We start from the raw sequence: 23,070 nt of genomic DNA, 5'->3' as shown, positions 1-23,070 counted from the left end.
GGTCACGGCTGTCCTTTCGACAGTGGGGCCGAGGAGGGGGACGGTGTCTGCGCTGCCAGCAGTGCGCTCACCTTGAAGGGCTCGGTGAGGTAGCCGTGTTCGAGCATCGTGTCGGCGACGCGCTGCAGGCGCCCCTCCTCCAGGGTGGTGGGGAAGGTGCCCAGGGGGATGACCGCGGCGGTCGCGGCGTCGATCTTGGTGTAGGTCGGCAGGACCTCCTCAACTGCCCTACGGTCGTTCGCGGCGATCTGCTGGGCCTTGCCGATCGCCCGCCGGAACGCAGCGACGACGTGCGGGTTCTCCTTGGCGTAAGCGGCGGTGACCCCCCATCCAGCGATGGGGAAGTCGGCCATCGGGCCGCCCTTGGTCATGTCCTGTAGCTCGCGGGCCCCGGTCTTCTGCGCGGCGTTCAGAACGTACGGCTGGGTCATCCACGCCGCATCGATGGTGCCCGCTTCGAGCAGCGCCGGCATGTCGGGGAGTGGGAACTCCACAAGGTCGACGTCGCTTTCTGCCATGTTGAACGTCTTGAGGGCCGAAGCGACCGTGATGGAGCCGATGCTCCGGCGGCTTGCGACCCCGATCTTCCGGCCGCGCAGGTCCGCCATGGTCTTGTAGGAGGAGCCCCCCTTCACCATGACGACGAAGGTCCCGTCGGCCGCCTGGTAGCTGTCGGCGACCATGAGGAGCTTGGCGTCGCCTTCCGCCGTTGCCATGATCGCGGTGACGTAGTTGAGCAGCGCGAACTGCAGGCTGCCGCCATCGAGCGCGGGCAGCGCCGCGCTGGCGGCCTGGATCGGTTCCAGCCGAACGTCGAGGCCCTCATCACGAAAGAGTCCGCGACGAAATGCGATGTGGGCCGGGGCCGCGTCCGGGACAAGCAGCGCCCCGACCTTGATCGGGATCAGGGCTCGCTCGGTGCTGACGGACGGCTTCTCGGCCGTACACGCCACTAAAATAACCATAAGTGGCGCTATGAAAACTATGAGTAATCGTCTCATGGCTGGAGGGCTCCATTTCGATGGGGGAAGGGTGTGTGTGGCTACGCGCCCCAGGAGATCCCGGAGCCCCCTGGAGCGCGCGCCTCCTGGCCGCCCCTGCGTTCCCGCCCGGGGAGAGACCGGCGGCAGCAGGGATGATCGCCAGGCTGGACCCCACTCAGATGGGGATGGTGCAGGCCCGCCGATCACTCAGCGAGCCCACCCGCGCGTCTCCTCGCCTCACGATCAGACGCGCGGGTGGTGGTGCAGCGCGGTGGCCCGGAAGGGATCCCGCGCTGGTTTTTAGTGCGCCGCGGCTCGGCGGCGTCAGGGGCCCGGCCGAGCCGCCCGGTGAACGACCGCACCCGCATGAGTGGACCGCGTGTCCGGATGGATCAGCAGGCGCTGAAAAGCGACGGTCGCGACGGAACGCGGGTCACCGCCGGGTCCTTTCGTCGATGGGAGGCGTGGCCCCGGGAATCGTCCCCTTCGGCCTGACGGCAGGCCGTGAAAGTCAGGGATTCGCCCCGGGGCCACTCGAAGTGGCGAACCCAGACGATCAACCGCCCCGGGCGTGGGCGGCTGGTCGTCTCGGGGCCGGGCCCGCCACAGGTCAAGGTCCACCTGCTGCATGCGGTCCCACAGCTCGCCGGCGCTGCTCGCGCAGACGATGCGGCACTGCGCCGGGTCGGTGAGCTCCCACGCCTCGAAGCGCCGGTGTTGCGGGCTCCACCGGACCCACCAGGTGAGCGCGTGCGCCTGTACCTGCTGGGCGGCGAGGACAGCGTCGTCGGTACGGTCGTCGTGCGAGCTCATTGCTGACCCTCCCGGGTCACGGCGACTCCGCCGAGGAACAGCGGAGGCCTGTCAACGCCGAGGTGTAGCGGCCAGTCCCGAACGGCCACCACCCCCGGCGGCAGAAGGTCCAGCCCGTCGAACAAGCGGGTGATCTCGTCGGCCGAGCGCGGGTGGATCGGCTGCTCGTAAGCGTGCACGGCCAAGGTGAGGAGATCCTGGAAAAGCCCCTGCGTCGTCGCATGCGACAACACGAGGCCACTGCCCGGCGCCAACGCGGTCAGGTAGGCGTCCATCACCGGCGCCACGTCCTCGGAAGGCCAGAAGTGCACGAGGGCACTCATGATGAGGCCCACCGGCCGGTCGAGGTCGATCAGCTTCCGCAGTTCGGGATCGGCCAGCACCTTCTCCGGGTGGAGGGCGTCCCCCTCGACCACGGCCAAGCCCCGAGTTTTGAGTCGCGCCCGCCAGTGCACGACGACCATCTGGTCGTGGTCGAGATAGACCATCCGGGCAGCCGGAGCATGCTCGCGGACGATGTCGTGCAGGTTCTTACCCATCCGGGGGAGCCCGGCTCCCAGGTCGACGAACTGCCGGATGCCGTGGGCCCGGGTCAGCGTGGCCACGGCCTCCTCCAAAAAGCCGCGGTTGTCCCGGGCCACGTGGCGCATGCCGGGCATGAGGCTGGTGAGGCGCTGTGCGATCTCCCGGTCCCGGACGAACGTGTCCTTGCCGTCACCGAGGGCTTCCCAAACACGGGCGCGGTTGCCCTTGGCCAGGCCGAGAGGGTCGGGAACGGTCATGATGGACCTTTCGGGTTGAAAAGTCGGAATGAGGTGAGGGCATCAGCAGGGTCGCCACCGGCGCGCTACTTCAGCGTCAAGAAGGAGGAGCCCGGGGCACCAGGAGGTTCATCGCCCAGCCAGGGCCGCAGAAGGCCGGGCCGTGCATCATCCTGATGCCCCGGGGATGCCAGCAGATTCCGGAAGGAGCCGTTACGGGGGCTGCTGGCTCGGTCCGGCGGGCCATCTGCCGGCGGGAGAAAGGTTTCTGTTCGCGTTGAGGAGTTCCGGCGGCGAGGACGGCAGTACGAGCGATAACGCAGGCCAACTACGCATCAGGGCTAGCTCGTAGCGCGCCTCGGATGGCGTCGAGCTAGCTGTGCGGCTGGCCATCGTCATGTGTTGTCCTCCTTGCCTTCGCCTCCATGCAACTGGGAGAGCGAGCCGCTGGACCGGACACGAGTGAGGACTTTCCGCCGGACTTTCCCGGCCCTGGGCGGACTTTTGCGGGAAAAGTCCTGCGCTACCGTGGAGAACGGTGACTACCCCGAGGCGGACATGACCGAAGAGTGGACGACGTTCGATCGTGAGTGCAGACTGCGTGGCTGGGGACAAGCAGCTGCGTTCCTTGAGAAATATGCGGAGTCAGCGCGAGTGGTGGGAGAGGAGGTGGCTTTGACCGAACGGCAGCTGCGACGCTGGCGCAAGCCAAATCCGCCTCGTCCTCGTCCTCGGGCGTGGCGAGTACTACACGCGATGTTCGGCATGAGTCCCGTTGATTTGGGTTTTCCGCCGCCACCTCTGAATAAGATCGAATATATCGAACGGGAATCCGGGGAAACGTCCGGGTTGGATCGGAGAATGTTTCTTGCCGATACTCTAGGTACTGCTGCGAGTATTACTCTTTCCGGTTCTGATTCCAGTTCTGCTTCTGTCGGCACGTCCGATATCGCTGAGCTTCGCGAGGTGTTGAGGTCGCTTTATGCTCTCGACGATGCTTTTGGTGGAGGTGATGTCCGATCTCTTGCCATACGGCATCTGCGGCGAATTCGTCGTGTGATCAATACTGGTAGCTATCCTGACAGTATCGGCCGACAACTTCAGCTTTTAGCAGGAGAAACGGCAGAGCATTGTGGATGGTTGCATTATGATGCCGATCAGCAAGACGGGGCTCGCCGGTTCTGGGGTGAGGCATTAACCACTGCAACTATGCTGCGTGATCCGGGTCTTGAAGTGCTAGTGTTTGCCAGTCTTAGCATGCAAGCCATTCATGAGGACCGGCCTCGGGACGGTTATGATCTGGCTCGTGCGGCCCGACTGCGCGCTGAAGCAATGCGATCACCGATTTTGGTATCAATGATCGTTGCACGTGAAGCCCGAGCTCTGGCAAAAATGCAAGACAACAGCGGTGCGCGACGAGAACTTGCCTGTGCGATGCGCGTGATTGAGCGTTCCGAAAAAGAGCGGCCGGCACCGCCGTGGGCAGCCTTTCACGGACACGCTGAACTTGGGTACACGCAAGGGTTAATCAATGCGGAAATAGGACACCATAACGCTGCTGTTCCGTTTCTGCGTGCTGCTTTGGCCCATCAAGAGCGCACTTATACCCGTAATCGTGCTCTTTACCGGATCACCCTGGCCCGCAGTCTGGTACTGGCTGGAGAGATCGATGAGGCCGCTTCAGAGGCTGTGGCCTCCCTGCCTCACCTGGAAGAGGTTGAATCCGGACGTGTTATCCGGCGGTTGAAAGAAGTCCGCAACCTCCTCGCGAAGAACGACAGTCGGACAACAGCCGATCCGGTAGAGGTCTTGTCGGATTACTTAAAGGAAAGGGCGATATGACTGATCAGGTGACCACTCAGCGGTGGGACGGCAACGGGGCAGCGGTGCAGCTGGACGCAATCCTTGCAGCCTACGAAGAGGTATACGCCGAACCTCCGTACCTAGAGGGGCCGCGGGACGTCGCAGATTTCATCGATCGGTTCCACCGTCAGACCGAGCGTCAGGGGTTCCGGCTTGCGGTCGCGCGCGACGGTACGGAAGTCGTCGGTTTCACATTCGGATACCGATTGCCGCCGGACACCCAGTGGTGGCGAGGACTACTTCGGCCAGCGTCGAAGGAATTCACCCGGGAAACCGGGAACCGGACATTCGTCATCATCGAACTAGCTGTCCGAAAGCCCTGGCGGCAGCGTGGCATCGCCAGAAAACTCCACTTTGACCTGATAGAAGGGCTGGAAGTTGAGCGGGTGACGTTGACGATGCGACCCGAGCCGGAAGCAAAACCGGCTCAATTTGCGTACGCGTCGTGGGGATACCAGATGGTCGGACAGTCACGGCCCTGGGACGAAGCGCCACTTTATAACTCGATGGTCCTCAACCTAAAGGTCGCTAACCCGTAGCAGGATGTCTGCGAGTACGTGAGTGTTCCATCAGCGGAATCAAGCGGTCACTTAGACGCTATTTGCGCCAGCATCTGACCGAGATATCTACATGCCGCTTTCGCGGGTAGGGTTACGTTCCACATGGTTTGAATTTCAACCTCATTCCGTAACCCTTGCGATAAACGTCCAGTAGAAGGGCTGTTTTAAGCGTGCCCGCAGCTGGGTGCCGCGTTTTGATTAGTCGTTCATTTTGGGCTGCCTGGAATTTGAAAGGTGACCGAAAATATCGCCGAGCCGAAAAGTGGCCAAAAAGAAGGCTCTTGACAACTTCAAGTGGAAGACATGCAATACGAAGAACTTCCAATCTGTCTGGTCATGCTTCCGGGCGAATAGGTGGCCCGAGAATAATTCAGGATGGCAAGAAGTAAAAGATCGCGAATCAGTGGATAAGGAGCGCTCCGTGATCGAGATGATTGGCATGTCCTGCGGGTCCGCCCGGTCGCTGCGACCGATTACGGTGACCGCATGACTACATTCCGAGAGGGCGACGGTGGCGACGCAACCTCCCTGCGGGCCGCCATGGTGCGCGAACTGCGCGAGGCGGAGGCGATCCAGTCCGAGCCCGTGGCGGCCGCTTTCGTTGCCGTGCCGCGCCACCTGTTCACGCCGGGCGAGACGCTGGAGGCCGCCTATGCCGGGAGCAACGCGCCGATCGTCAAAAGCGACGGCAACGGCCTGACGCTCAGCTCCGTTTCCGCCGCTCATCTCCAGGCCACCATGCTGGAAGCGGCCGACATCAAGCCAGGCATGCGCGTCTGCGAGGTGGGGAGCGGTGGCTACAACGCGGCTTTGATGGCCGAGCTCGTCGGCGACGGCGGACACGTCACCACGGTGGACATCGACCCTGACATCATCGAGCGCGCCCGCACTTTCCTCAACGAGACCGGATACAACCGCGTCGACGTAGTGCTGGCCGACGCGGAGGACGGCGTACCTGAGGCTTCCCCCTTCGACAGGCTCATCGTCACGGCCGGAAGCTGGGACATTCCACCCGCGTGGATCGACCAGCTCGCCGATGACGGCCGGATCGTCGTCCCGCTCCGGCTGAAGGGGACGACCCGCTGGATCGCGTTCGACCGCGACAGCTCGGGCCTGGTCAGTCGCACCTACGGGTTGTGCGTCTTCGTGCCTTTCCAAGGGGCCGGCTCCCACACCGAACGGAACATCACGCTCGACGACGGGGTGGTGCTGCGCCTCGACGATGAGGATCTCAAGGTCGATGTGGAGGGGCTGCGCCGAGCGTTGCACCTGCCGAGGATCGAACGCTGGTCCGGGGCCGAGTTCGACATGCCCGACGAGCTGACGCTGTTCCTGCTCACCAACGACCCGGACATGGCGATGCTGCACGCCGACCAGAAGGTCATCGACCAAGAGCTGCTCGCACGTCCGACCCTCAAGGGTGTGCCCGTCCTGATCAGTGGCGACAGCTTCGCTTACCGCGCCGCGAGGCCGGACGGCGACACCGGCCGATACGAGAGCGGCGTCTACGCTCACGGGCCCTCAGCCGAGGAAGCCGCCGCCCGATACGTGGAGCTGCTGCGCCAGTGGGCGGACAAGTACCACCGCCGCGGGGCCGCGTCCATCCGGTACCTCCCCAAACCCGCCAATCCGTCGGCCCCCTCCAGCGGAGTCATCGCCAAACGGCACGGGACCGTCGTCGTCACTTGGCCGTAGACCGCCGGGCTCCTCGGGGAGATCTGGCGATTTTCCCGAGACAGGCACCGGGGAAACCCAACCGCCCCAACGTAAGGAGGAACCTTCATGACCATCTGCTCTGCCCGAGGTGCGGCAACGCTCACACCGCCCGCGCTCGAATCCCAAACCGCCGAAGCCTGGGACACGGACGCCTGGGAGGACCTGGACGTGTCCTTCGTCGAGTCCGGTGTGGCTGCCGAGCAGCTCATCCGGATGACCGACGACGGCTGCAACGCGACGTGCGCGACCGCGTGCGTCAGCTGCGGCACGTAGGCCGCCCTGCCGGAATTCGACGCCTGATCCAAGCGCCCGGCCGGTACGGCTCACCGGCCGGCCGGGCCTCAGATGTGGGAGCGGCTGATGTACCACCACCTTGATGCCGCAGTGGTGCGCGCCCCGGCGTGGCGGCCAGATCAGCGGGTCACATCGTGGCCTGATCTGACTGGGCCGGACGCGGACTGCGCCTCCTGGCGGGCGTGGCTGGCGCGCACGTGGCAGATACCTGGTTTCGCGGCGGCCGTGGAGCAGTCCAGCCCGAGCTTGGCGGAGCGGGTGCGCGAGATCTGCGCCGGACGATCGTTGCCGGACCCGGCCGTGCGCCGTGCGCTGCTCTCCGTGATGCGCTACGTGCTGCGCGCCTCCGGCCGGGCGACACCGTTCGGCCTGTTCGCCGGGGTGGCCCCGGCTCGCATCAGCACAGGACGCGATGTGCCGGAGGCGCGCATCGGGGACGCGCACCGCCCCGTAGCTCGCGTCACGGCGGAATGGCTCTGTGCGGTCCTTCGGCGACTGGAAGGTGCGAAGGCGCTCCGTCGCCGCTTGACCGTCGTCGCCAATGGGCTCGCGTTCGAGCGGGATGGCCGTGTGGTACTCGAACACCGCGCCAGCGCCATGGCGGGCGGCGCGCCGGGGGAGGTGAGCGTGCGCGCCACCGGCCCGGTCCGGGAAGCTCTCCGGCTGGCACGTGCCCCCCTTCCTATGGCGGACCTGATGGCCCGGCTGTCCGCCGCCTCCCCCCGGACTCCCGAAAGCACCATCGACGCGCTCGTGGCCGAACTGGTGGCCCAGCGCCTCCTGCTCACCGGCCTGCGCCCGCCCATGACGGCCTGCGATCCGCTCGGGCACCTCCTGCGGGAGCTGGACGTCGTGAACGCGGAAGGCATCGGCGAGCTGGCCGAGGTCGTGAAGGGCCTGCGCGTCATCGCTGACGAAATCGCCCAGCACGATCGTGAACCGGTCGCCCTGGCGGGCGATCACCGCACACGCGCGGCGGCCGCGATGGCGGCCATCCACCGCACCGCACGCCCGCCGCTCGCGGTCGACCTGCGCCTGGACGGGGAGGCGACGTTACCCGTCACCGTGGCGGCAGAGGCGGCCACAGCCGCGTCCGCGCTCGTCCGCCTGGCCCGGCGCCCCGCGCTCAACATGGGCTGGGTCGCCTGGCATGAACGGTTCCTGGCACGCTATGGCCCGCGCGCCCTGGTCCCGGTCCTGGACGTCGTCAACGCCGACATCGGGCTCGGCTACCCGGCCGGGTACGGTGGCAGCCCCCATGCCGCCGAGGGTGAAGCCTTGACGGATCGCGACCGCAAACTGCTGGTGCTGGCGCACAACGCCGCGATACGCGGCCAGCGCGAGATCGTACTCGATGACGACATGATCGCCGACCTCGGCGCAGTCGTCTCTGACACGCCTGTTCAGCCCACCACGGAACTGACCGTACGGATCGACGCGCCCACCGCCGAGGCATTGGCGAAGGGCCGGTTCACGCTTGTTGTCACCGGGGCATCACGCGCCGCGGGCACGATCACCGGCCGGTTTCTGGACCTGTTCGATGACGAGCACCAGCAGCGAATGAACCGGGCGTACGCGAGCCTGCCCACGGGTATCCGGAGTGCACTCGCGGTTCAGATCTCGGCGCCCGCGCCGTACGCTGGCACCGAGAACGTCGCCCGCGCCCCGCAGGTGCTGCCGCATGTGCTGCCGGTCGGCGACCACCCCTGCGCCGCACGTGTGATCGCGCTGGACGACCTCGCTGTCACCGCCGATCTGCGCGGCATCTACCTGGTGTCACGCTCGCGCCGACGCACGATCGAGCCGGTCATCCTCAACGCGGTCAACCTGGTGCAGCACACGCACCCGCTGGCGCGGTTCCTTCTCGAAGCACCACACGCACTACGGGCACCGTGCGCAAGCTTCGACTGGGGCCCCGCGGCCGCGCTGCCGTTCGTTCCGGCGCTTCGCTACCGGCGCACGATCATCTCGCCCGCCCGATGGCGGCTCACCGCGGCCGACCTGCCCGCGCCCTCGGCCGACTGGACGGAATGGGACAGAGCTCTGACCGCCTGGCGAAAGCTCGTCGCGCTACCGGAGATCATTGTTCTCGGGGGCGGCGACCAGTACATCCGGCTGAACCTCACCCAGCCCGCGCACCGCGTCCTTCTGCGCGCCCAGGTGGATCGCGCCGGCACCGCCGTGCTGCGCGTCGCGTCCGACGTGGACGCGGCCGGGTGGAGCGGTGGCCGCGCCCACGAGTTCGTGATCCCTCTCGCCATGACCGGCAAGCCCGCCGAACCGCCCCGGCTACCGCCCGAGCTGACCCCCCGCGACCACGGTCACCTGCCCGGTCGGCACGGTCGGCTGTCGCTCAAGTTGTACAGCCACCCCGACCGGCACGACGTCATTCTCACTCGTCACCTGCCGCGCCTGGTGGACGCGCTCGGCGGCGACGCCCGATGGTGGTTCCTGCGCTACCACGACCCCGACCATCACCTCCGCGTCCGCCTGACCATGCCTGACGGCGCGTTCGCCGACGCCGCCGCTCAGGTCACCGCGTGGAGTGAGCAGGTGCGCCGGGCCGGGCTGACGGCGCATGTGCAGTGGGACACCTACTTTCCGGAGACCGCCCGTTTCGGTGGCCCCGGTGCCATGGACGCGGCCGAGGCGTACTTCGCCGCCGACTCGGCCACAACCCTCGCGCAGTTGACCGCGATCACCTCCCGGGGAGGGCCCAACCTGCACGCCATGACCGCCGCCAGCCTGCTCGACATCGCCGCGGTCCTCCTCGGCGACCGCGCCACGGCGATGCGGTGGCTGATCGACCACACCCGACCCTCCGCCTCCCCGCCTGACCGGGCCGTCTACGACCAGGCCATACGTCTGGCCCAACCGGACGATCACGAAGCCCTGGCCGTGCACCCGGCAGGCGAGCAGATCGCCTCCTGCTGGGCGCGGCGGCGGCAGACGCTGGCCGCTTACCGCAGCGTGCTGGAGGAGGCGCTGCCTCCGGTCGTCGTGCTGCCCGATCTGCTGCACCTGCACCATGCCCGCATGGCCGGGATGTCGCTGGTCAGCGAGCGGGCATGCCTGCACCTGGCCCGCGCCGCCGCCTTGAGCTGGACCGCCCGCCCCAGGAGAAGCAGGTCATGAACGAGCTGCATGGGAACGCGCTGGCCGTGGCAGAGTCCATCGCTACGGCGCTGGCCGACCCTCGACCGTGGGCGGTCGAGCCGTCGAACACCGGCAGGGTGTGGCCGCAATCGCTGGCGGGCGGCGCGGCCGGTATCGCCCTGCTGCATATCGAGCGTGCCCGCTCCGGCCACGGCGATCCCGGCACCGCGCACGCCTGGCTGGCAGTGGCCGCCTCCGGCGCGTTGACGGCTGCGGCCAACGCCGGCTTGTTCTTCGGCGCTCCCGCCCTGGCCTTTGTCACACAAGCGGCTGCCGACGACCCGGGCCGGTATCGGGGCGCACTGGCCCGCCTGGACGACGCGGTGACCGCACTCACCCGCACACGTCTGGCTGCGGCTCACGCTCGCATCGCCCGCGGCGAACGACCCGAGATGAAGGAATTCGATCTGATCCGCGGGCTGGCCGGCCTAGGCGTTTACCACTTCAGGCGCCATCCGGACCACCGGGTCACCCACGATGTGCTGTCCTACCTGGTGCGCCTGACCGAACCGCTGCCCACGGGCGGTGCTCTTCCCCCATGGTGGACGAATGTCGCGCCCAATGGCGAGCCGAGCACGGACTATCCGGACGGGCACGGCAATCTGGGCCTGTCCCACGGCATCGGCTCCGTCCTGGCCCTGCTGTCGCTCGCTGTTCTGCACAACGCAGACGTAGCCGACGCGAAAGAAGCGATTGAACGGATCTGCGCCTGGACCGACCTATGGCAGCAGCAGGACGGCGTAACCCCGTGGTGGCCAGGTCTGGTCACCATCGAGCAGGTGCGCGCGAAGCGCATCGACCCGGCGCGGCGTCCCCGGCCGTCGTGGTGCTACGGGATCAGCGGCACAGCCCGCGTTCAGCAGTTGGCAGGCATGGCGCTCGGCGACGTCACCCGCAAGCAGGCCGCTGAAGCCGCCATGCTGGCGACGTTACGCGATCCCGTGCAGCTCGATCGGCTTCCCGAGATCGGTTTGTGCCACGGCACGGCCGGACTGCTCCAAGCCGCCTGGCGGATGGCCGCCGACGCCCAAACCTCCTATATCGGTGCGGAACTCCCCGGCGTGGCCAACCGGCTGGCCGTGCAGATATCCCGACACACGACCGAGCCCGAACTTCTCGACGGCGCCGCCGGGGCCGCGCTCGTCTTGCACACCATCGGTACCGATGCCGCTCCGGCATCGGACTGGGATGCGCTTCTCCTCCTGGCCTGATCACACTGGAGCCCACCTTATGGACCCCTGCTCGTGGCACCAGATCAACGTCGCCTTCCCCGACTGGGCCGGCGCCGAGCATGCCGCCCTGGCTCATCTTGTTCCGCTGTTGATCGCGGCCGAGCGAGATGGGCTGCTCACATCCTGGTTCTTCATCCGCAAGAAGCCCTGCTGGCGGGTGCGTTTCCTGCCCGGCGGCGACACATCCGGGACTCAGGCGTACATCCACCACCACCTTGAGGACCTCAAAAAAAACCGGCACATCGACGACGCGCGAGAGATCGTCTACGAGCCTGAAACCCACGCCTTCGGCGGCGCCGAGGGTATGGCCTGCGCCCACCGCCTGTTCCACCTCGACAGCCGACATTTGCTCGCCCACCTCGCCGATACCGGGCATCTGCCGGGCGCCGGGCACCGCCGCGAATTGTCGATCCTGCTGTGCAGCACCCTGCTGCGCACAGCTGGCTTGGACTGGTACGAGCAGGGGGATGTGTGGGCGCGAGTCGCCGACCATCGTGAACCGCCCGGCGCGACCTTCTCCGAAAGGCTCCACGCCGATCTGCAGCACCTGATGAGCGTGGATACGGCGAGTCTCACGCGCGAAGGCTCGCCCTTGCCCCATGCTCCCGAGTGGACAGGGGCTTTTGCCGTCGCCGGTCAGGACCTGGCCGGTCTCTCAGCCGCCGGACTGCTGCGCCGCGGTCTGCGCGCCGTCCTGGCCCACCACATCATTTTCGTGTGGAACCGCTTCGGCCTGCCCCACGCTACTCAAGCCGTTCTGGCCGCCACCGCCAAGACCGTGGTGTTCGGGGCCGATCCCAGGCTGACCGGACCACCTTGACCGTGCTGGCGTTGGACATCGTGTTCACCGCGGGACGGGACATTGCGTCTCGCCCTGCCTCCACCTCCGAAACCACCAGGATCAACCGAATGACTACTCTCAGCGATAACCCTGCGTTGTCCGCCGAACAGCTCCGCGCCGATCTGGCCGACCGGCTGCATGAGCAGAAGGTGCTTCGCACCTCCGCCGTCGAGACGGCCTTCCGGCAGACCCCCCGGCACCTGTTCCTTCCCGGCGTACCGCTCGACCAGGCGTACACCGACAACCCCGTCTACACCAAGACAACCGAGGACGGCACCTGGATCAGTGCCGCCTCACAGCCGTGGATCGTCGCCGGAATGTTCGAACAGCTCGCCCCGGGCCCTGGCGAGCGAATCATGGAAGCCGGGGCAGGCACCGGCTACAACGCGGCGATCATGGCCGCTATCGTTGGTGAAAGCGGCCACGTCGTCACGATCGACATCGACGAAGATCTGGTGGACGGCGCCCGTGAGCACTTGGCCGCCGCAGGGTTCGACAACGTCGAGGTCGTCCTCGGTGACGGCGCGCTCGGCCACTTCCAGCGCGCCCCCTACGACCGGATCATCGCCACCGTCGGCGCGTTCGAGGCGCCAACCGCGTGGCTGGACCAACTCGCCCCCGGCGGGTGCCTGCTTGTGCCGCTTCGCCTGCGCGGCACCAACTCGCGCACCATCGCCTTTGAGCGCGGCGAAGACCGCTGGCACAGCGTGGGCAGCAAACTGGCGGTCTTCATGCCGCTGCGCGGGATCGGCGACGACGCACGGCGCATCGTCCCCCTCACCCCCGAGGAGGACGTGACCCTTCAGGTTCACAAGGACCAGACCGTCGACGGCCACGCCCTGGCCGGAGTGCTGGACACCGAGCGACACGAAACCTGGACCGGAGTGTTCTTCCCCCCTGGGGTGCCGCTGGAGTGGATGGAATTGTGGCTGTGCCTGCGTCTCGACAACGCCCTGATGCGGATGAACGTCGAGCCCGCGGCCAAAGACCGTGGCCAGGTCACCCCCATGTTCCCCTGGGGCTCCATGGCCGCCACCCGAGGAGCCGACCTTGCCTACCTCGCCATTCAGCCCGCCGGCCGACGACGGCGGAAAACTCTACGAGATCGGTGTCGTCGGCCACGGACCCGCCGGACGAGACCTCGCGGAGCTGGTGGCCGAGCAGCTCCGCATCTGGGATACGGAGTACCGCACCCGTACCGTCCGTTTCGAAATGCCCGATACCCCCGAGACCTCCGCCCCTGTCGCGGGTCGGTTCGTCCTGGACCGGCTACACCACCCCATAACGGTCATCTGGGAATAACGGCATGGATCCGGCCGGGCCGGTAGCGCTCCGGTTCCCCCTTGTCGCGCGCTCGCGTCCGGCCTGTACACCGCTCGGTGTCCGCGTCGGCGAGCTGTGCGCCCTCGCCAACGCGGCCAAGCGCGACGGCGACCCGTCGTCGAGCTCCGTCGTCCTCAACCAGGCCGCCCTGCTGGCGTCCGACGTCGGGCTGCCCGACCTCGCACGAGCCTGGTGTCATCGGCATGCCGAGGTGTACCTGCGCGCCTGTCCTCTGGATGCGCGGACCGCGCGCCGCGCGCTCGAACCCCTCGTCAACCTCGCGCGCCTGCACATCCGCGACGGCGACGGTGACGCCGCGCTGCGGCTCCTAACCGACCTGTACGACGCCGTCACCACCCGCACCGACACCGTCCTCGACGGCCTGCCGGTGCCCGCGGGAACGCTCACCTCGACCACGGAAGACCATCGGGAGGTGCGGTGATGGCTGTGGAGCGTCCTGATGGCCGACGGCGCCCGCGCTTTGACCAGCGCGGGCCGCTGGCACGAGGCACTGGTCCACCTTCAGCGTCACCACGGCGTCGGCCGGCGGATGCTCGACGGCCGCCAGGTCGCGGTCATCGCAAGTGCCACGGCGGGCGACGCGGACGGCGCCCTGGCCCTGCTCTCGGACACCATGCCCGGTGAGCCCTGGGAGAACGCGGTGACCGCGTGTCTGACCGTGCTGTGCCGCCGCAGCGCCCACCAACCGATGGAAGCGGATCTCACCGCGATGCTGGAGCATTACCGGCGGCTCGTTCCCGCACCCGGCCTGGCGGTGTTCAGCACGCGCCTGGGCCTGTCCGTCATCGACGCCGCCGGAGGTCCGGAGCATCCCGGCGCGCGGAGCATCGCCGCCACACTGATCCAGCGGGCCTCTCAGGATGGATACGCGGCGCGCGAGGTGCTGGCCCATGAGGGGTGCGCCAAGTTATTCAGCGACGTGCAAGCACGCGAACTCGCCGAAGTGCTGGACGTTTGTGCTCTGGGGTGCCAGGCACTCCCCTCAGGGCTCATTACTGACCTTTCGGCCGCGCTGGACATCAGCGAAGCGGTGCTTTCCGCGCTGGGGAGGTGAGGTCAGACGACCGTCACGTCCTCGTGTGTGACTGCAAGAACTGCGACCGCGTCTGGGTCCTCGCCGTCGACCTCGGGGGCGTTGAGCAGGGCGGCGGCCGATAGCAGACCGGCCAGGCCGCCTACAGCGCGATGCCCGCGGTCGGCCACGGCCCCAGCAGCTGCCAGGACGTGGTGCAGCCGGTGATGACCGCGATTAACCCGACCGGGGCGTCGCCTTGTCCGGCGGCCGAGCGCGCGGCCTCCTCGGAGACGGCGGGGGCGGGCCGGTCAACCGGCCGGGCGGGGATCATGACTCGCTCGGCCGGTTCGCTGTCGTCGGTCTGGTACGTCACGCCGAGACCTTCGCGGCGCCTCGGGCGTTGGCCCGGCGCCGCTCCTGCCAGGTGGGCAGCTCCTTTGAACCGCTTGACCTGACCCGGGGCACGCTTGTGGCGCTGCCGGAGGACGGCCCTGCCACGGGTCTCGGTGTGACTCCGTAGTCACTGGCGTGGAAAGCGTTGATCGCCTGTCGGCCGCCATCCGCGAGTTCGAGAACCTCGGTGAACCCGAGGACTGGTCCGTCGCGCACCAGAAACTCGCTCTGGCCCATCGTGGCGCAGGGAACCTCTCGGAGGCGCTACGCCTGATCGACCTCGCCCGCGCCACCGCGGTCACCGATGCGCCCATGCAGCGGGTCCGGCTGGAGACGGCCTACGGGCACGTCCTGCTTTCGGATCGGGCCACCGTGGATGATGGGTGGTGATCCTCGACCGTGCCGCACGCGAGGCCGCGCAGCACGGGCTCGCGCACCAACTGCGCAGCATCGAGGGCATCCAGCGGACCATCCAGGGGGAGATCCGCCTCCCTCTGCCACGGCGACCAGGGAGCAACCGGGTGAGCGTCAAGCAGCAGGTCATCACCGACGAGCATTGGCAGCACGCCCACACCATCTGGGACTACCACCAGATGCACCACGACCTGAGCCGGTGTGACGTGGCCATCGGTCTGGGCAGCCACGATCTGGGGGTGGCACGCGCGGCGGTCGACCTGCACCGCGCCGGTTGGTTCCCGCTGCTCGTCTTCTCCGGCGCCACCAGCACCACTACGGCGGCGCGCTTCCCCCGAGGCGAGGCCGTCCACTACCGCGAGCACGCGCTCGACCTCGGCATGTCCGACGAGGCGATTCTGCTGGAGCCGAACGCCACCAACACCGGCCAGAACATCGCACTGTCCCGCCAGGTGCTGGCCGATTCGGGTATTCGGCCCGGTTCGGTGCTCCTGATCTCCAAGCCGTACATGGAGCGTCGGGCCTACGCCACGGCACGAAAGGTATGGCCCGAGGTCGAGGTGGTGTGCGCCTCCGAACCGCTTGAGCTGGATGACTACGTCAGCTCGATCGGTGATCCGAAGTTGGTCATCGACATGCTCGTCGGCGACCTCCAGCGCGTGATCGAGTACCCCAAGCTCGGCTACGCCGTCGAGCAGCCCGTCCCAGGAGAGGTCCATGACGCCTACCAGGCTCTTCTCCGCGCCGGATTCGACAGCAGGCTCCTTACGCCCTGACCTGCCGTACGGCGAGGTGTGCGCCATCCACCAGCCCAACCTCTTCCCCCGACTGGTGACGCTGGCCAAGCTGTTCACCGCCGACTACTGGATCGTCCTGGACGACGTGCAGTTCGCACGCAGGGACTATCAGCACCGCGCGCGCCTCGCCTCGCTCGACAGCTCGTGGCAGCCGCAGTTGCCCGTCGCGGCGATCGAGGTCTGGAATGCCCACCTGGCCGCCCAAGAAGCCGAGCAGCGGCGCCGGGCCGAGGAGACGCGCTCGGCGAGCGCCGACCGGCCGGAGCGCGCGGCGCGGTGTGCCCAGGCTGTCGCAGCTCGTTCATGCACGTGGTCTTCACCGGCCCGGTCGTCATCGCGCTCGTCAACACCGCCGACCCTGCCGCGGGCGTCCAGGCGGCCGTGGCCGACACCGACCCGGCGACGGTCGAGAAGGTGGCGTTCGTGCGCTGCGCCTCGTGCTGGGAGCCGATGGGAGACCGGCCCCGTGGGCACGGCGCCCCGGCCTACCGCGCGGCCGTCGACATCGCCGAGAACGCCTCCTGGAGCGACGTGGCGTGGGAGGCGACCAACCCCTACGTCGTGGCCGAACAGGAAATGGGGCGGGCTTCGCGCATTGTGCTGGCCCACGATTTAGCCCGGGGGAAGGTGCGCCGGGTCACCCGCTGGGAATGGCTGACCGGCATCACTGATGCTGAACGCGAGCAGCTGCGCCGCCAGCTCGACGACGACTTCTGACCTAAGGGTAAGCGCGCGCGTGGGGTGAAGCGCCCTTGAACCGCGCCGTGCTGATATGGCTGACAAGAGCCCCTCAGGTTCGCCAGCGTCGTTCCCGGTGTGCTCGGTCCCGAGCTCGAGTCAGCGATATTATGCGCGGATCTTGTTCATCGTCGGGGTCGGGTGGGCACCACGGCTCGGCTGGCCACTTTGCTGCGCTCTCTACCGCTGCTTGTGCCGCCTTGTCGGCCTTATCCCACCGCTCCTTGTCCGTGCGGTAATCCTCAGCAGGACTACATTTCGCAGCCAGCTCCCGAGCGCGGATCACCCGCGCGGCCCTGGGAGAGGCGTTGCTCAGCAAGAACCGCGCCCACTGGGCCGCCTGCAGGGGCGTCGCACTGGCCTGCGCGAGCGCCGCCGCCCATTCCTGACGTTGTTGATGCTGTTCGGCACGAAGGCGCTCTGCTTGTTCCTCAAGCACCACATGTCGCGGAGCGAGCGGATAGCCGTGCCCATCCCGCCAGGCGTTCAGACGCTGCTTGGCCCAGTCATGGGTTCCGTGGATAAACGGCGTGTACTGCCATGGGCTGCCGTCCGGATAGTGGTCCAGCGCATACAGCAATCGCTGATTCGCCAGCCTGCCTCCAGGAAGGGATCGGCGGCCTCCATCGCCCAGCGGGGAATCTTCAACACGACGTTCTCCGGTAACCCACCGCCTACAGAAATCAGCCGCTGAGTTTTCTCCGCCCGCCGATGGCGTTCCAGCACGGCACACGCGATTTGGAATTTCGTATGCCAAAGACGCGCCCGATCAAGAACTATCGCGGCTGGAGCCGCGCCGGACATCGCACAGGCCGTGAGGTGCACCGGAGTGCGGACAGCAGCGCTGTTCCTTGAAGCGCAAGTCACTCAGGCTGGATCGAGCTGCTCCAGCAACGCGGCTGCAGCCGCCGCTCGAGCGGCCGCCTTATTGGCCCCGCTCCCCTGGCCGCGCACCGGCGTGTTCGTGGTGAGCAGGCGGGTGGTGGCGGCCGCGGTGAAGGCCGGCGCGTGCGACGGGCCGGTCGATTCCACCGCCCAGGCGACTGCCTCGATGCGGCCCTGCTGGGTCAGCTCGTTCAACACGCTCACCGGATGACGCCCCCTGCCTCCACCCCGACCAACGCCCCCGACGTCCCCGCCGCCACCGGTGCGGCCGCGGCCGGGCTGATCTGGATGCCCGCTTCCTTCAGCCACGTCTTCAGGGTGAAGGTCTCCACGTTCAGGCTCTCGGCGGCTTGGCGGATCGTCAGTCCGCCCGACAGCAAGGTTTGGGCGATGTCGACGACGCGGGCGCGTTCGCGGCGCCGGTCTTCTTCGGTGGGCAGGTCCATCCGGGCGGCGTGCTCGGCCGCCCCGGCCTCCAACATCTCCCCCGCGCGCACCAGACAGGCGACGCTGCAGTACAGGCCGAGGCGGATGTGGCGGCCCTTGCCGCCGGGCGCGCGCTCGAGGAGATACCAGCCCGCCGGCACCCACATCCCACGCTCGGCGCGCTGGCAGATCCGGCAGAAGAACGACCGCTCACCCTCCTGGTGGCCACCCCGGGTGGTCACCAGGCCGCCGCGGCGACGCGAGGCCGGAACCAGATGCTGCTCGTCGGTACTCACGACAGCCCACCCTGCCAGAGCGGCCTCACCGCCGAGGGCTGCAGAGCCAGCGAGCGGCACGGCGGAGGCGGCCCTTCCGACGCCGAACATGACAAGAGCCATGACAACGACCAACGATCAAGAGCACAAAAACAGCACTCAACGATCAATCGGACAGCATCACAGCAGCACAACCCATAGACACCATATAAACCATTTGTCAGACTCATCATCACAAAATAAAAAGATCACAGAAAAGGATCTTGGACAAAGGTATCTCCCGATACGGGCGGCCTTCGGCCGGAAGAACGGCGCTGAGCTGGGCGGATGCGAAGGGGGTGGGTGCGGTGGCGTGGGTGAGCACCCTGGGCCCCGACCAGGCGCAGGTCGACTACCGCCTCCAGGAAGGCGTCGGCTGCGGCGCCCCCGAGTTGTCGGCGGATGCGCAGCTGGCCTACCGGCTGACTGGTGAGCGCCCGTTGATGTGGATCGGCGACGGCCTGCGCGAGGTTGGCCTCACCCCCGGCAGCCTGCTCACTGCCGACCAGCACGACGCGGCCCGCGCCCTGATGGACGGCCGCCACCCCGACACCCGTGAGGTGTTGGTGAAGGCGAAACCGGCCGTCGATCCGCGCGCGATGCTGCCTGGTGTCCCGCTGCTGGCCGCGCTGCAGCAGGCCGCGCTCCAGCGCGGCGCCGCAGCGGTCAGCGACCTGGTGGCCGGCAACGACAAGATGACCAAACGCGCGGCGCAGCTGGAGCGCGGCGTGCAGCGCAAGGGCGAGGCGTATGTGCTGGCGTATGAGGAGGCGCGCAAGCTCGCCCGCGTGGCCGGGGTGGATCTGGCCGTCGTCTACGACACCGAGCAGTTGGCCGAGGCGCGGCGCTGGCGCGAGGCGCGGGTGCGGATCGGCAACCGCGGCTATGACCTCACCTTGGACGTCAGCAAGAGCGTCAGCCTGCTGGGCGCCCTGTCGAGCCCGGACGTCGGCGCGGTGGTCGACACGGTCTTCGCCGAGAGCGTCGTCGAGACCGTCGCCGCGGTGCAGGAGTGGGCGGCTTACGGCCAGCGCGGCCACCAGGGCGATGGTGAGCTCGCCGACCGCATCGCCTCCAGCGGCCTGCTGGGCTGGGTCCTGGAGCACCGAACCGCCCGCCCGGTCGACGGCCAGGCACCGGATCCGCACCTGCACGCGCATGTGTCGATCGCGAACATGGTGCGTGGAGTCGACGGTAAATGGTCGGCGGTGGCCGCCGGCGGCCGGGACCTGTTTCGCCACGCCCATGCCGCTGATTCCTTCCTCAAGGCACGGCTGCGACGCCGCCTGACCGCCGACCTCGGGGTGAGATGGGAGCGTGATGCGCACACCGGGGCGTGGGAAATCGTCGGCGTCGACGAGGCGATGCGCACCCGCTTCTCCAAACGCGACACCCAGGTGAAGGCGCTGTTGGCTGAGCACGGCCTCGCCTATGAGGAGGCGCATCAGCACGCGCGCCGGGTGGCCAGCGCCACCAGCCGCCAACCCAAACGCGACAACGTCGCGGCCGGGGGCCTAGCGGCGAACTGGCACGCCCAGTGCGCCGCCGACGGCGTCGACGCGGCCGCCGTCATGACCTCGTGTCTACACCCCGGCGAAGGCCTCCCGCAGCGACCGAGCCCGGAGGAGATCGCCGCGTGGATCTGGCGGGCCGAGGGCGGGCTGACCGCGCACACCAAGGTCGTCACCCGCGCGGACGTGTTCGCTGCAGTGGTCGACGCCTGCCCCGATGGCATCGCCGACCGCGCCGACGCCGAGATGTTGACGGACGCGGCGCTGGCCCATAGCTCGGTCGTGCGCCTGGCCGACGCTGGAGCGCGGCATCTGGTGAACTCCGCCCGCTACACCTCCGTCGACATCCTGCGCGCCGAGCAGCAGGTCCTGCGCCTCACGCGTCAGCGCTACGAGGAAGGCGCCGCCGTCCTGGACGCCGCGGCGGTCGTGTTGTCGCGGGAGGCCTTCGAGGTCGCCCACGACCTCACCTTCTCCCCCTCCCAACGCGCCGCCCTGAACCGCCTGCTCGGCGACGGCCACGGCGTCGACGCGCTCATCGGCGTCCCAGGCGCGGGCAAGACCATGCTGATGTCCGCTGCCCGGGCCGGGTGGGAAAGTCGCGGCCTGGTGGTGGCCGGCGCCGCGACCGCCGCGGTGGCGGCCGCGAACCTGACCGCCGAATCCGGCATCGGCGCCCACACCCTCGCCACCTGGATGCACCGCATCACCGACCACGACAGCAGCGGCCTGGAGGGCGTCGACGTCCTGGTCATCGACGAGGCCGCGATGGTCGACGACCGCGACCTGGCCGTCGTGCTGGGCGAGGCGCACCGCACCGGCACGAAGGTGGTGGCGATCGGCGACCCGTTGCAGCTGCGCGCGATCGGCGTCGGCGGCACCTTCGCCGCCCTCCACCGCCAAGTCGACGGCCTCCTCCTGGAGGAGAACCGGCGCCAGCGCGACCCGATCGAGCGCCAGGCCCTGGCCCAATGGCGCGACGGCGACCGCGCCGAGGCGTTGCGAACGTGGAGTCGCGGCGGGCACGTCCACGCCGGACGCGACGCGACCGACACCTTGGCCGCGCTGCTGGCAGACTGGGCCGCGTTGCGCACCGGCTACCGCGACGACGTCCACGACGAGCTCGCCGCCGTCTTGGTGCTGGCCGGAACGAACGCCGAAGCCGAACGCCTCAACGCCGCCGCCCGCGCGATCCGCCGCGAGGCCGGAGAGCTGTCGGGGCCAGATGCCCGGTATCGGCTTCCTGGCGGGCGCACGGTGGCGCTGGCGGTCGGCGACCACGTCCGGGTACGCGCCAACGACTACCGCTCCCGCAAGAGCAAGGGGCGGCGCGCGGACGTCCTCAACGGCTACCGCGGCGTCATCACCGCCATTCACCCCGACCGGTCGGTGAGCGTGCAGTGGCGACGCCTGGGCGCCGATGGCCCGGCCCTGGTCGTCGAGCGGGTGACGCCCGCCTACATCGCCGCCGGCGGCCTGAGCCATGGGACCGCGATGACGGTCGCCGCCGCCCAGGGCCTGACCAGCCACCACACCCTGATCTACGGCATGGGCCTGGATGCGCACACCTTGTACGCGGCGATGAGCCGCGACCGCCTGTCCGCTCGCCTGTACCTGCCGCGCACCGTCCTGGAATCCGATGCTGACCGCGCCCGCCACGGCGAGCCGCGCAACCCCGCCGAGGAGCTGCACCGCGCCCTGGACGCCTACGCCGCCACCCTGCAAGGCGACCGCGCCGACCAGCTCCTCACCCCCGAGCCCGAGCCGATCGCTGCGGTGCGGGCCCGCGAACTGGCCGCCATCGAGGCCGAGGCGGCCCGGGTGGTAGCCGCCCGCGTGGCGCTGAACGAGGTCACCCGCCCTGACCGCCCGCACGGCCTGCTCAGCGACAAGACCCTGCACGCCCGCATCGCCGCGACCGCCGCACAAGCGACGACCCTGGCCGGGCAGGTCGCGCAGCAACAGCGCCGCGAGCGCGAGCAGGCCGACCAGGTCGCCGCCCTCCGCGCCCAGGTGAAGACCGAGCTCACCGACGAGCGCGAGCGCCTGGCCCACGCCCTGGACCAAGCCCGCACCGCCGGCGACCGGCGCCACGACGCCCAAGCCACCCACCACCGGGCCGAACAGCGTGTTGCCCAGCTGCAGGCGGCGCTGGCCGAGAAGAACAGCGGGCTGCGCGGCTTACTGCCCAGCAGCCAGCGCACCCGGCTGCAGGAGAAGCTGCAGGAGGTCTCCCAGGCGATGACCAGGGCCGCCCGCCGAGCCGAAGCCGCCGCTCGCGCCGAGCAGGCCGCGCTGCACGCCGCCCGCCACGCTTCCCCCTCGTGTGTGAGCGTGGCCGACCTGCAGGCGCGCCGCCGTCTCCTGAGCGGCTCGACGTCCTTCGCCAAGGTGCTGGAGACGACGATCGCGGAGCGCGTGGAGCAGGTGATGCCGGGCCTGGCCGACCGCCAGCGCGTCGCGGCCGCCCGGCTCAGCTTCCGCACCATCGCCGACTCCCCCGCCGGCCAGTACGAGCGCACCACCCGCCTGCTGGCCTCCCTGGTCCACGAGCGCGACCACCGCAGTCGGCTCGACCAGGAGGTGCGGCGCGACCAAGACCGCGCCCGCCAAGATCCGGCCGCAGCCAAGCGAGTCCGTACCCGAAACGAACAGGCCCGCGAGCACGCCGAAGCGCAACAGCGCCAGGCGGCCGTCCGCTCCGCCCGCCGGACACCCACTTACCGCCCACCCACTACTAAGGGACCCCGTCCGGGGTTGGGTCTGTGACCCACGACGGCGCAGTTCCTGGAAGTTTCCGAACTCCCCGGCGGGCGCGAATCAGGTGCGTGGGCTCACCGGCGATTGCGGGAGCGTGAAGCGGGGGTTCGCCACTGCAATGGCGAACCCCCGTAGTCCTTTGACACCCTGCCTGGTCAGAACAAGAGCGACATCAAAGGGTCCCGCCGAAGCGAGACAGAGCAGACAACACCGAGCTCAGCTGCGATGTTCCTGTTATGACGTCATTGTGCTGA

General features: G+C 68.4%; 21 protein-coding genes and 1 pseudogene. 15 read left to right on the top strand and 7 right to left on the bottom strand.

Annotated features, from left to right (window positions below; translation table 11 throughout):
- Window positions 1-2: 2 nt before the first annotated feature.
- Window positions 3-953: an ABC transporter substrate-binding protein gene (locus OG587_RS06335; RefSeq protein ID WP_329087745.1), complete on the bottom strand. Its 951-nt coding sequence runs from the start codon at window positions 951-953 to the stop codon at window positions 3-5.
- Window positions 954-1,792: 839 nt separating this feature from the next.
- On the bottom strand, window positions 1,793-2,578 hold the full coding sequence (locus tag OG587_RS06330; RefSeq protein ID WP_329087744.1) for an SAM-dependent methyltransferase: 786 nt from the start codon (window positions 2,576-2,578) through the stop codon (window positions 1,793-1,795).
- 735 nt (window positions 2,579-3,313) lie between these two features.
- Here OG587_RS06330 and OG587_RS06325 point away from each other — a divergent pair.
- From OG587_RS06325 to OG587_RS06280, 10 genes are all read left to right on the top strand, one after another.
- Entirely contained in the window at window positions 3,314-4,399 is a 1,086-nt protein-coding gene (locus OG587_RS06325; RefSeq protein ID WP_329087742.1) for a hypothetical protein, read from the top strand.
- Window positions 4,396-4,959 carry a GNAT family N-acetyltransferase gene (locus tag OG587_RS06320; protein ID WP_329087740.1) on the top strand — a complete coding sequence of 188 codons (564 nt, stop codon included), beginning with the start codon at window positions 4,396-4,398 and terminating at the stop codon, window positions 4,957-4,959. Before OG587_RS06325 ends, OG587_RS06320 begins: the two co-directional genes overlap by 4 nt.
- Before the next feature lie 507 nt (window positions 4,960-5,466).
- On the top strand, window positions 5,467-6,675 hold the full coding sequence (gene fxlM / locus OG587_RS06315; protein WP_329087738.1) for a methyltransferase, FxLD system: 1,209 nt from the start codon (window positions 5,467-5,469) through the stop codon (window positions 6,673-6,675).
- A gap of 87 nt (window positions 6,676-6,762) precedes the next feature.
- On the top strand, window positions 6,763-6,969 hold the full coding sequence (locus OG587_RS06310) for an FxLD family lanthipeptide (protein WP_329087736.1): 207 nt from the start codon (window positions 6,763-6,765) through the stop codon (window positions 6,967-6,969).
- 87 nt (window positions 6,970-7,056) lie between these two features.
- On the top strand, window positions 7,057-10,125 hold the full coding sequence (locus tag OG587_RS06305; protein WP_329087735.1) for a lantibiotic dehydratase: 3,069 nt from the start codon (window positions 7,057-7,059) through the stop codon (window positions 10,123-10,125).
- Window positions 10,122-11,357 (top strand): lanthionine synthetase C family protein, encoded by a 1,236-nt coding sequence (locus tag OG587_RS06300; protein WP_329087733.1) that lies wholly within the window; start codon window positions 10,122-10,124, stop codon window positions 11,355-11,357. The genes OG587_RS06305 and OG587_RS06300 overlap by 4 nt, the downstream gene beginning before the upstream one ends.
- Before the next feature lie 19 nt (window positions 11,358-11,376).
- Entirely contained in the window at window positions 11,377-12,198 is an 822-nt protein-coding gene (locus OG587_RS06295) for a thiopeptide-type bacteriocin biosynthesis protein (RefSeq protein WP_329087731.1), read from the top strand.
- Between the two features lie 20 nt (window positions 12,199-12,218).
- Window positions 12,219-13,547: a methyltransferase, FxLD system gene (gene fxlM, locus OG587_RS06290; protein WP_329093760.1), complete on the top strand. Its 1,329-nt coding sequence runs from the start codon at window positions 12,219-12,221 to the stop codon at window positions 13,545-13,547.
- Window positions 13,526-13,984, top strand: coding sequence for a hypothetical protein (locus OG587_RS06285; RefSeq protein ID WP_329087729.1), 459 nt, complete (start codon window positions 13,526-13,528; stop codon window positions 13,982-13,984). The genes fxlM (OG587_RS06290) and OG587_RS06285 overlap by 22 nt, the downstream gene beginning before the upstream one ends.
- An 18-nt stretch (window positions 13,985-14,002) precedes the next feature.
- Complete coding sequence (locus OG587_RS06280) at window positions 14,003-14,617, top strand: hypothetical protein (protein WP_329087727.1); 615 nt, start codon at window positions 14,003-14,005, stop codon at window positions 14,615-14,617.
- Window positions 14,618-14,738: 121 nt separating this feature from the next.
- Here OG587_RS06280 and OG587_RS06275 read toward each other — a convergent pair whose 3' ends face one another.
- Window positions 14,739-14,951: a hypothetical protein gene (locus tag OG587_RS06275; RefSeq protein WP_329087725.1), complete on the bottom strand. Its 213-nt coding sequence runs from the start codon at window positions 14,949-14,951 to the stop codon at window positions 14,739-14,741.
- Window positions 14,952-15,106: 155 nt separating this feature from the next.
- Between OG587_RS06275 and OG587_RS06270 the strand changes: the two genes are divergently transcribed.
- The 3 genes and pseudogenes from OG587_RS06270 to OG587_RS47060 all read left to right on the top strand — a co-directional run.
- A complete protein-coding gene (locus tag OG587_RS06270; RefSeq protein ID WP_329087724.1) occupies window positions 15,107-15,361 on the top strand; it encodes a hypothetical protein in 255 nt (84 codons plus the stop codon).
- The gene (locus OG587_RS06265) at window positions 15,355-16,161 is read left to right on the top strand and encodes a YdcF family protein (protein ID WP_329087722.1); all 807 of its coding nucleotides are present in this window, start codon (window positions 15,355-15,357) and stop codon (window positions 16,159-16,161) included. Before OG587_RS06270 ends, OG587_RS06265 begins: the two co-directional genes overlap by 7 nt.
- Window positions 16,103-16,300 (top strand): annotated as a pseudogene (locus OG587_RS47060) (WbqC family protein); the annotation flags it as partial. The gene OG587_RS06265 and the pseudogene OG587_RS47060, both read left to right, overlap by 59 nt.
- On the opposite strand, the gene OG587_RS06260 reads toward OG587_RS47060, so the two are convergent.
- The gene (locus OG587_RS06260; protein ID WP_329087721.1) at window positions 16,291-16,491 is read right to left on the bottom strand and encodes a hypothetical protein; all 201 of its coding nucleotides are present in this window, start codon (window positions 16,489-16,491) and stop codon (window positions 16,291-16,293) included. The pseudogene OG587_RS47060 and the gene OG587_RS06260 sit on opposite strands and share 10 nt — an antisense overlap.
- On the opposite strand from OG587_RS06260, the gene OG587_RS06255 reads away from it, so the two are divergent.
- Window positions 16,486-16,899, top strand: a complete 414-nt coding sequence (locus OG587_RS06255; protein ID WP_329087720.1) for a hypothetical protein — start codon at window positions 16,486-16,488, stop codon at window positions 16,897-16,899. The genes OG587_RS06260 and OG587_RS06255 overlap by 6 nt on opposite strands.
- 73 nt (window positions 16,900-16,972) lie before the next feature.
- Here OG587_RS06255 and OG587_RS06250 read toward each other — a convergent pair whose 3' ends face one another.
- The 3 genes from OG587_RS06250 to OG587_RS06240 form a co-directional block, all read right to left on the bottom strand.
- A complete protein-coding gene (locus OG587_RS06250; RefSeq protein ID WP_329087718.1) occupies window positions 16,973-17,500 on the bottom strand; it encodes a hypothetical protein in 528 nt (175 codons plus the stop codon).
- A gap of 287 nt (window positions 17,501-17,787) precedes the next feature.
- Window positions 17,788-18,003, bottom strand: coding sequence for a putative dsRNA-binding protein (locus OG587_RS06245; RefSeq protein WP_329087717.1), 216 nt, complete (start codon window positions 18,001-18,003; stop codon window positions 17,788-17,790).
- Window positions 18,004-18,005: 2 nt separating this feature from the next.
- Entirely contained in the window at window positions 18,006-18,527 is a 522-nt protein-coding gene (locus OG587_RS06240; RefSeq protein WP_329087716.1) for a hypothetical protein, read from the bottom strand.
- Window positions 18,528-18,862: 335 nt separating this feature from the next.
- Here OG587_RS06240 and mobF point away from each other — a divergent pair, with 335 nt between their 5' ends.
- Complete coding sequence (gene mobF / locus OG587_RS06235; protein ID WP_329087714.1) at window positions 18,863-22,825, top strand: MobF family relaxase; 3,963 nt, start codon at window positions 18,863-18,865, stop codon at window positions 22,823-22,825.
- Window positions 22,826-23,070 lie beyond the last annotated feature (245 nt).

Source organism: Streptosporangium sp. NBC_01469 (genome assembly GCF_036227305.1).
GTDB lineage: Bacteria > Actinomycetota > Actinomycetes > Streptosporangiales > Streptosporangiaceae > Streptosporangium.
This window is presented reverse-complemented; position numbering and strand designations above follow the sequence as displayed.

What these genes read in the sequence shown, in the direction of transcription:
- OG587_RS06320 (WP_329087740.1), top strand. Translation starts at nt 4,396, where the DNA reads ATGACTGATCAGGTGACCACTCAGCGGTGGGACGGCAACGGGGCAGCG.
- OG587_RS06285 (WP_329087729.1), top strand. Translation starts at nt 13,526, where the DNA reads ATGGATCCGGCCGGGCCGGTAGCGCTCCGGTTCCCCCTTGTCGCGCGC.
- fxlM (WP_329087738.1), top strand. Translation starts at nt 5,467, where the DNA reads ATGACTACATTCCGAGAGGGCGACGGTGGCGACGCAACCTCCCTGCGG.
- OG587_RS06325 (WP_329087742.1), top strand. Translation starts at nt 3,314, where the DNA reads ATGTTCGGCATGAGTCCCGTTGATTTGGGTTTTCCGCCGCCACCTCTG.
- OG587_RS06295 (WP_329087731.1), top strand. Translation starts at nt 11,377, where the DNA reads ATGGACCCCTGCTCGTGGCACCAGATCAACGTCGCCTTCCCCGACTGG.
- OG587_RS06330 (WP_329087744.1), bottom strand. Translation starts at nt 2,578, where the DNA reads ATGACCGTTCCCGACCCTCTCGGCCTGGCCAAGGGCAACCGCGCCCGT.
- OG587_RS06305 (WP_329087735.1), top strand. Translation starts at nt 7,057, where the DNA reads ATGTACCACCACCTTGATGCCGCAGTGGTGCGCGCCCCGGCGTGGCGG.
- OG587_RS06280 (WP_329087727.1), top strand. Translation starts at nt 14,003, where the DNA reads ATGGCCGACGGCGCCCGCGCTTTGACCAGCGCGGGCCGCTGGCACGAG.
- OG587_RS06300 (WP_329087733.1), top strand. Translation starts at nt 10,122, where the DNA reads ATGAACGAGCTGCATGGGAACGCGCTGGCCGTGGCAGAGTCCATCGCT.
- OG587_RS06255 (WP_329087720.1), top strand. Translation starts at nt 16,486, where the DNA reads ATGCACGTGGTCTTCACCGGCCCGGTCGTCATCGCGCTCGTCAACACC.
- OG587_RS06310 (WP_329087736.1), top strand. Translation starts at nt 6,763, where the DNA reads ATGACCATCTGCTCTGCCCGAGGTGCGGCAACGCTCACACCGCCCGCG.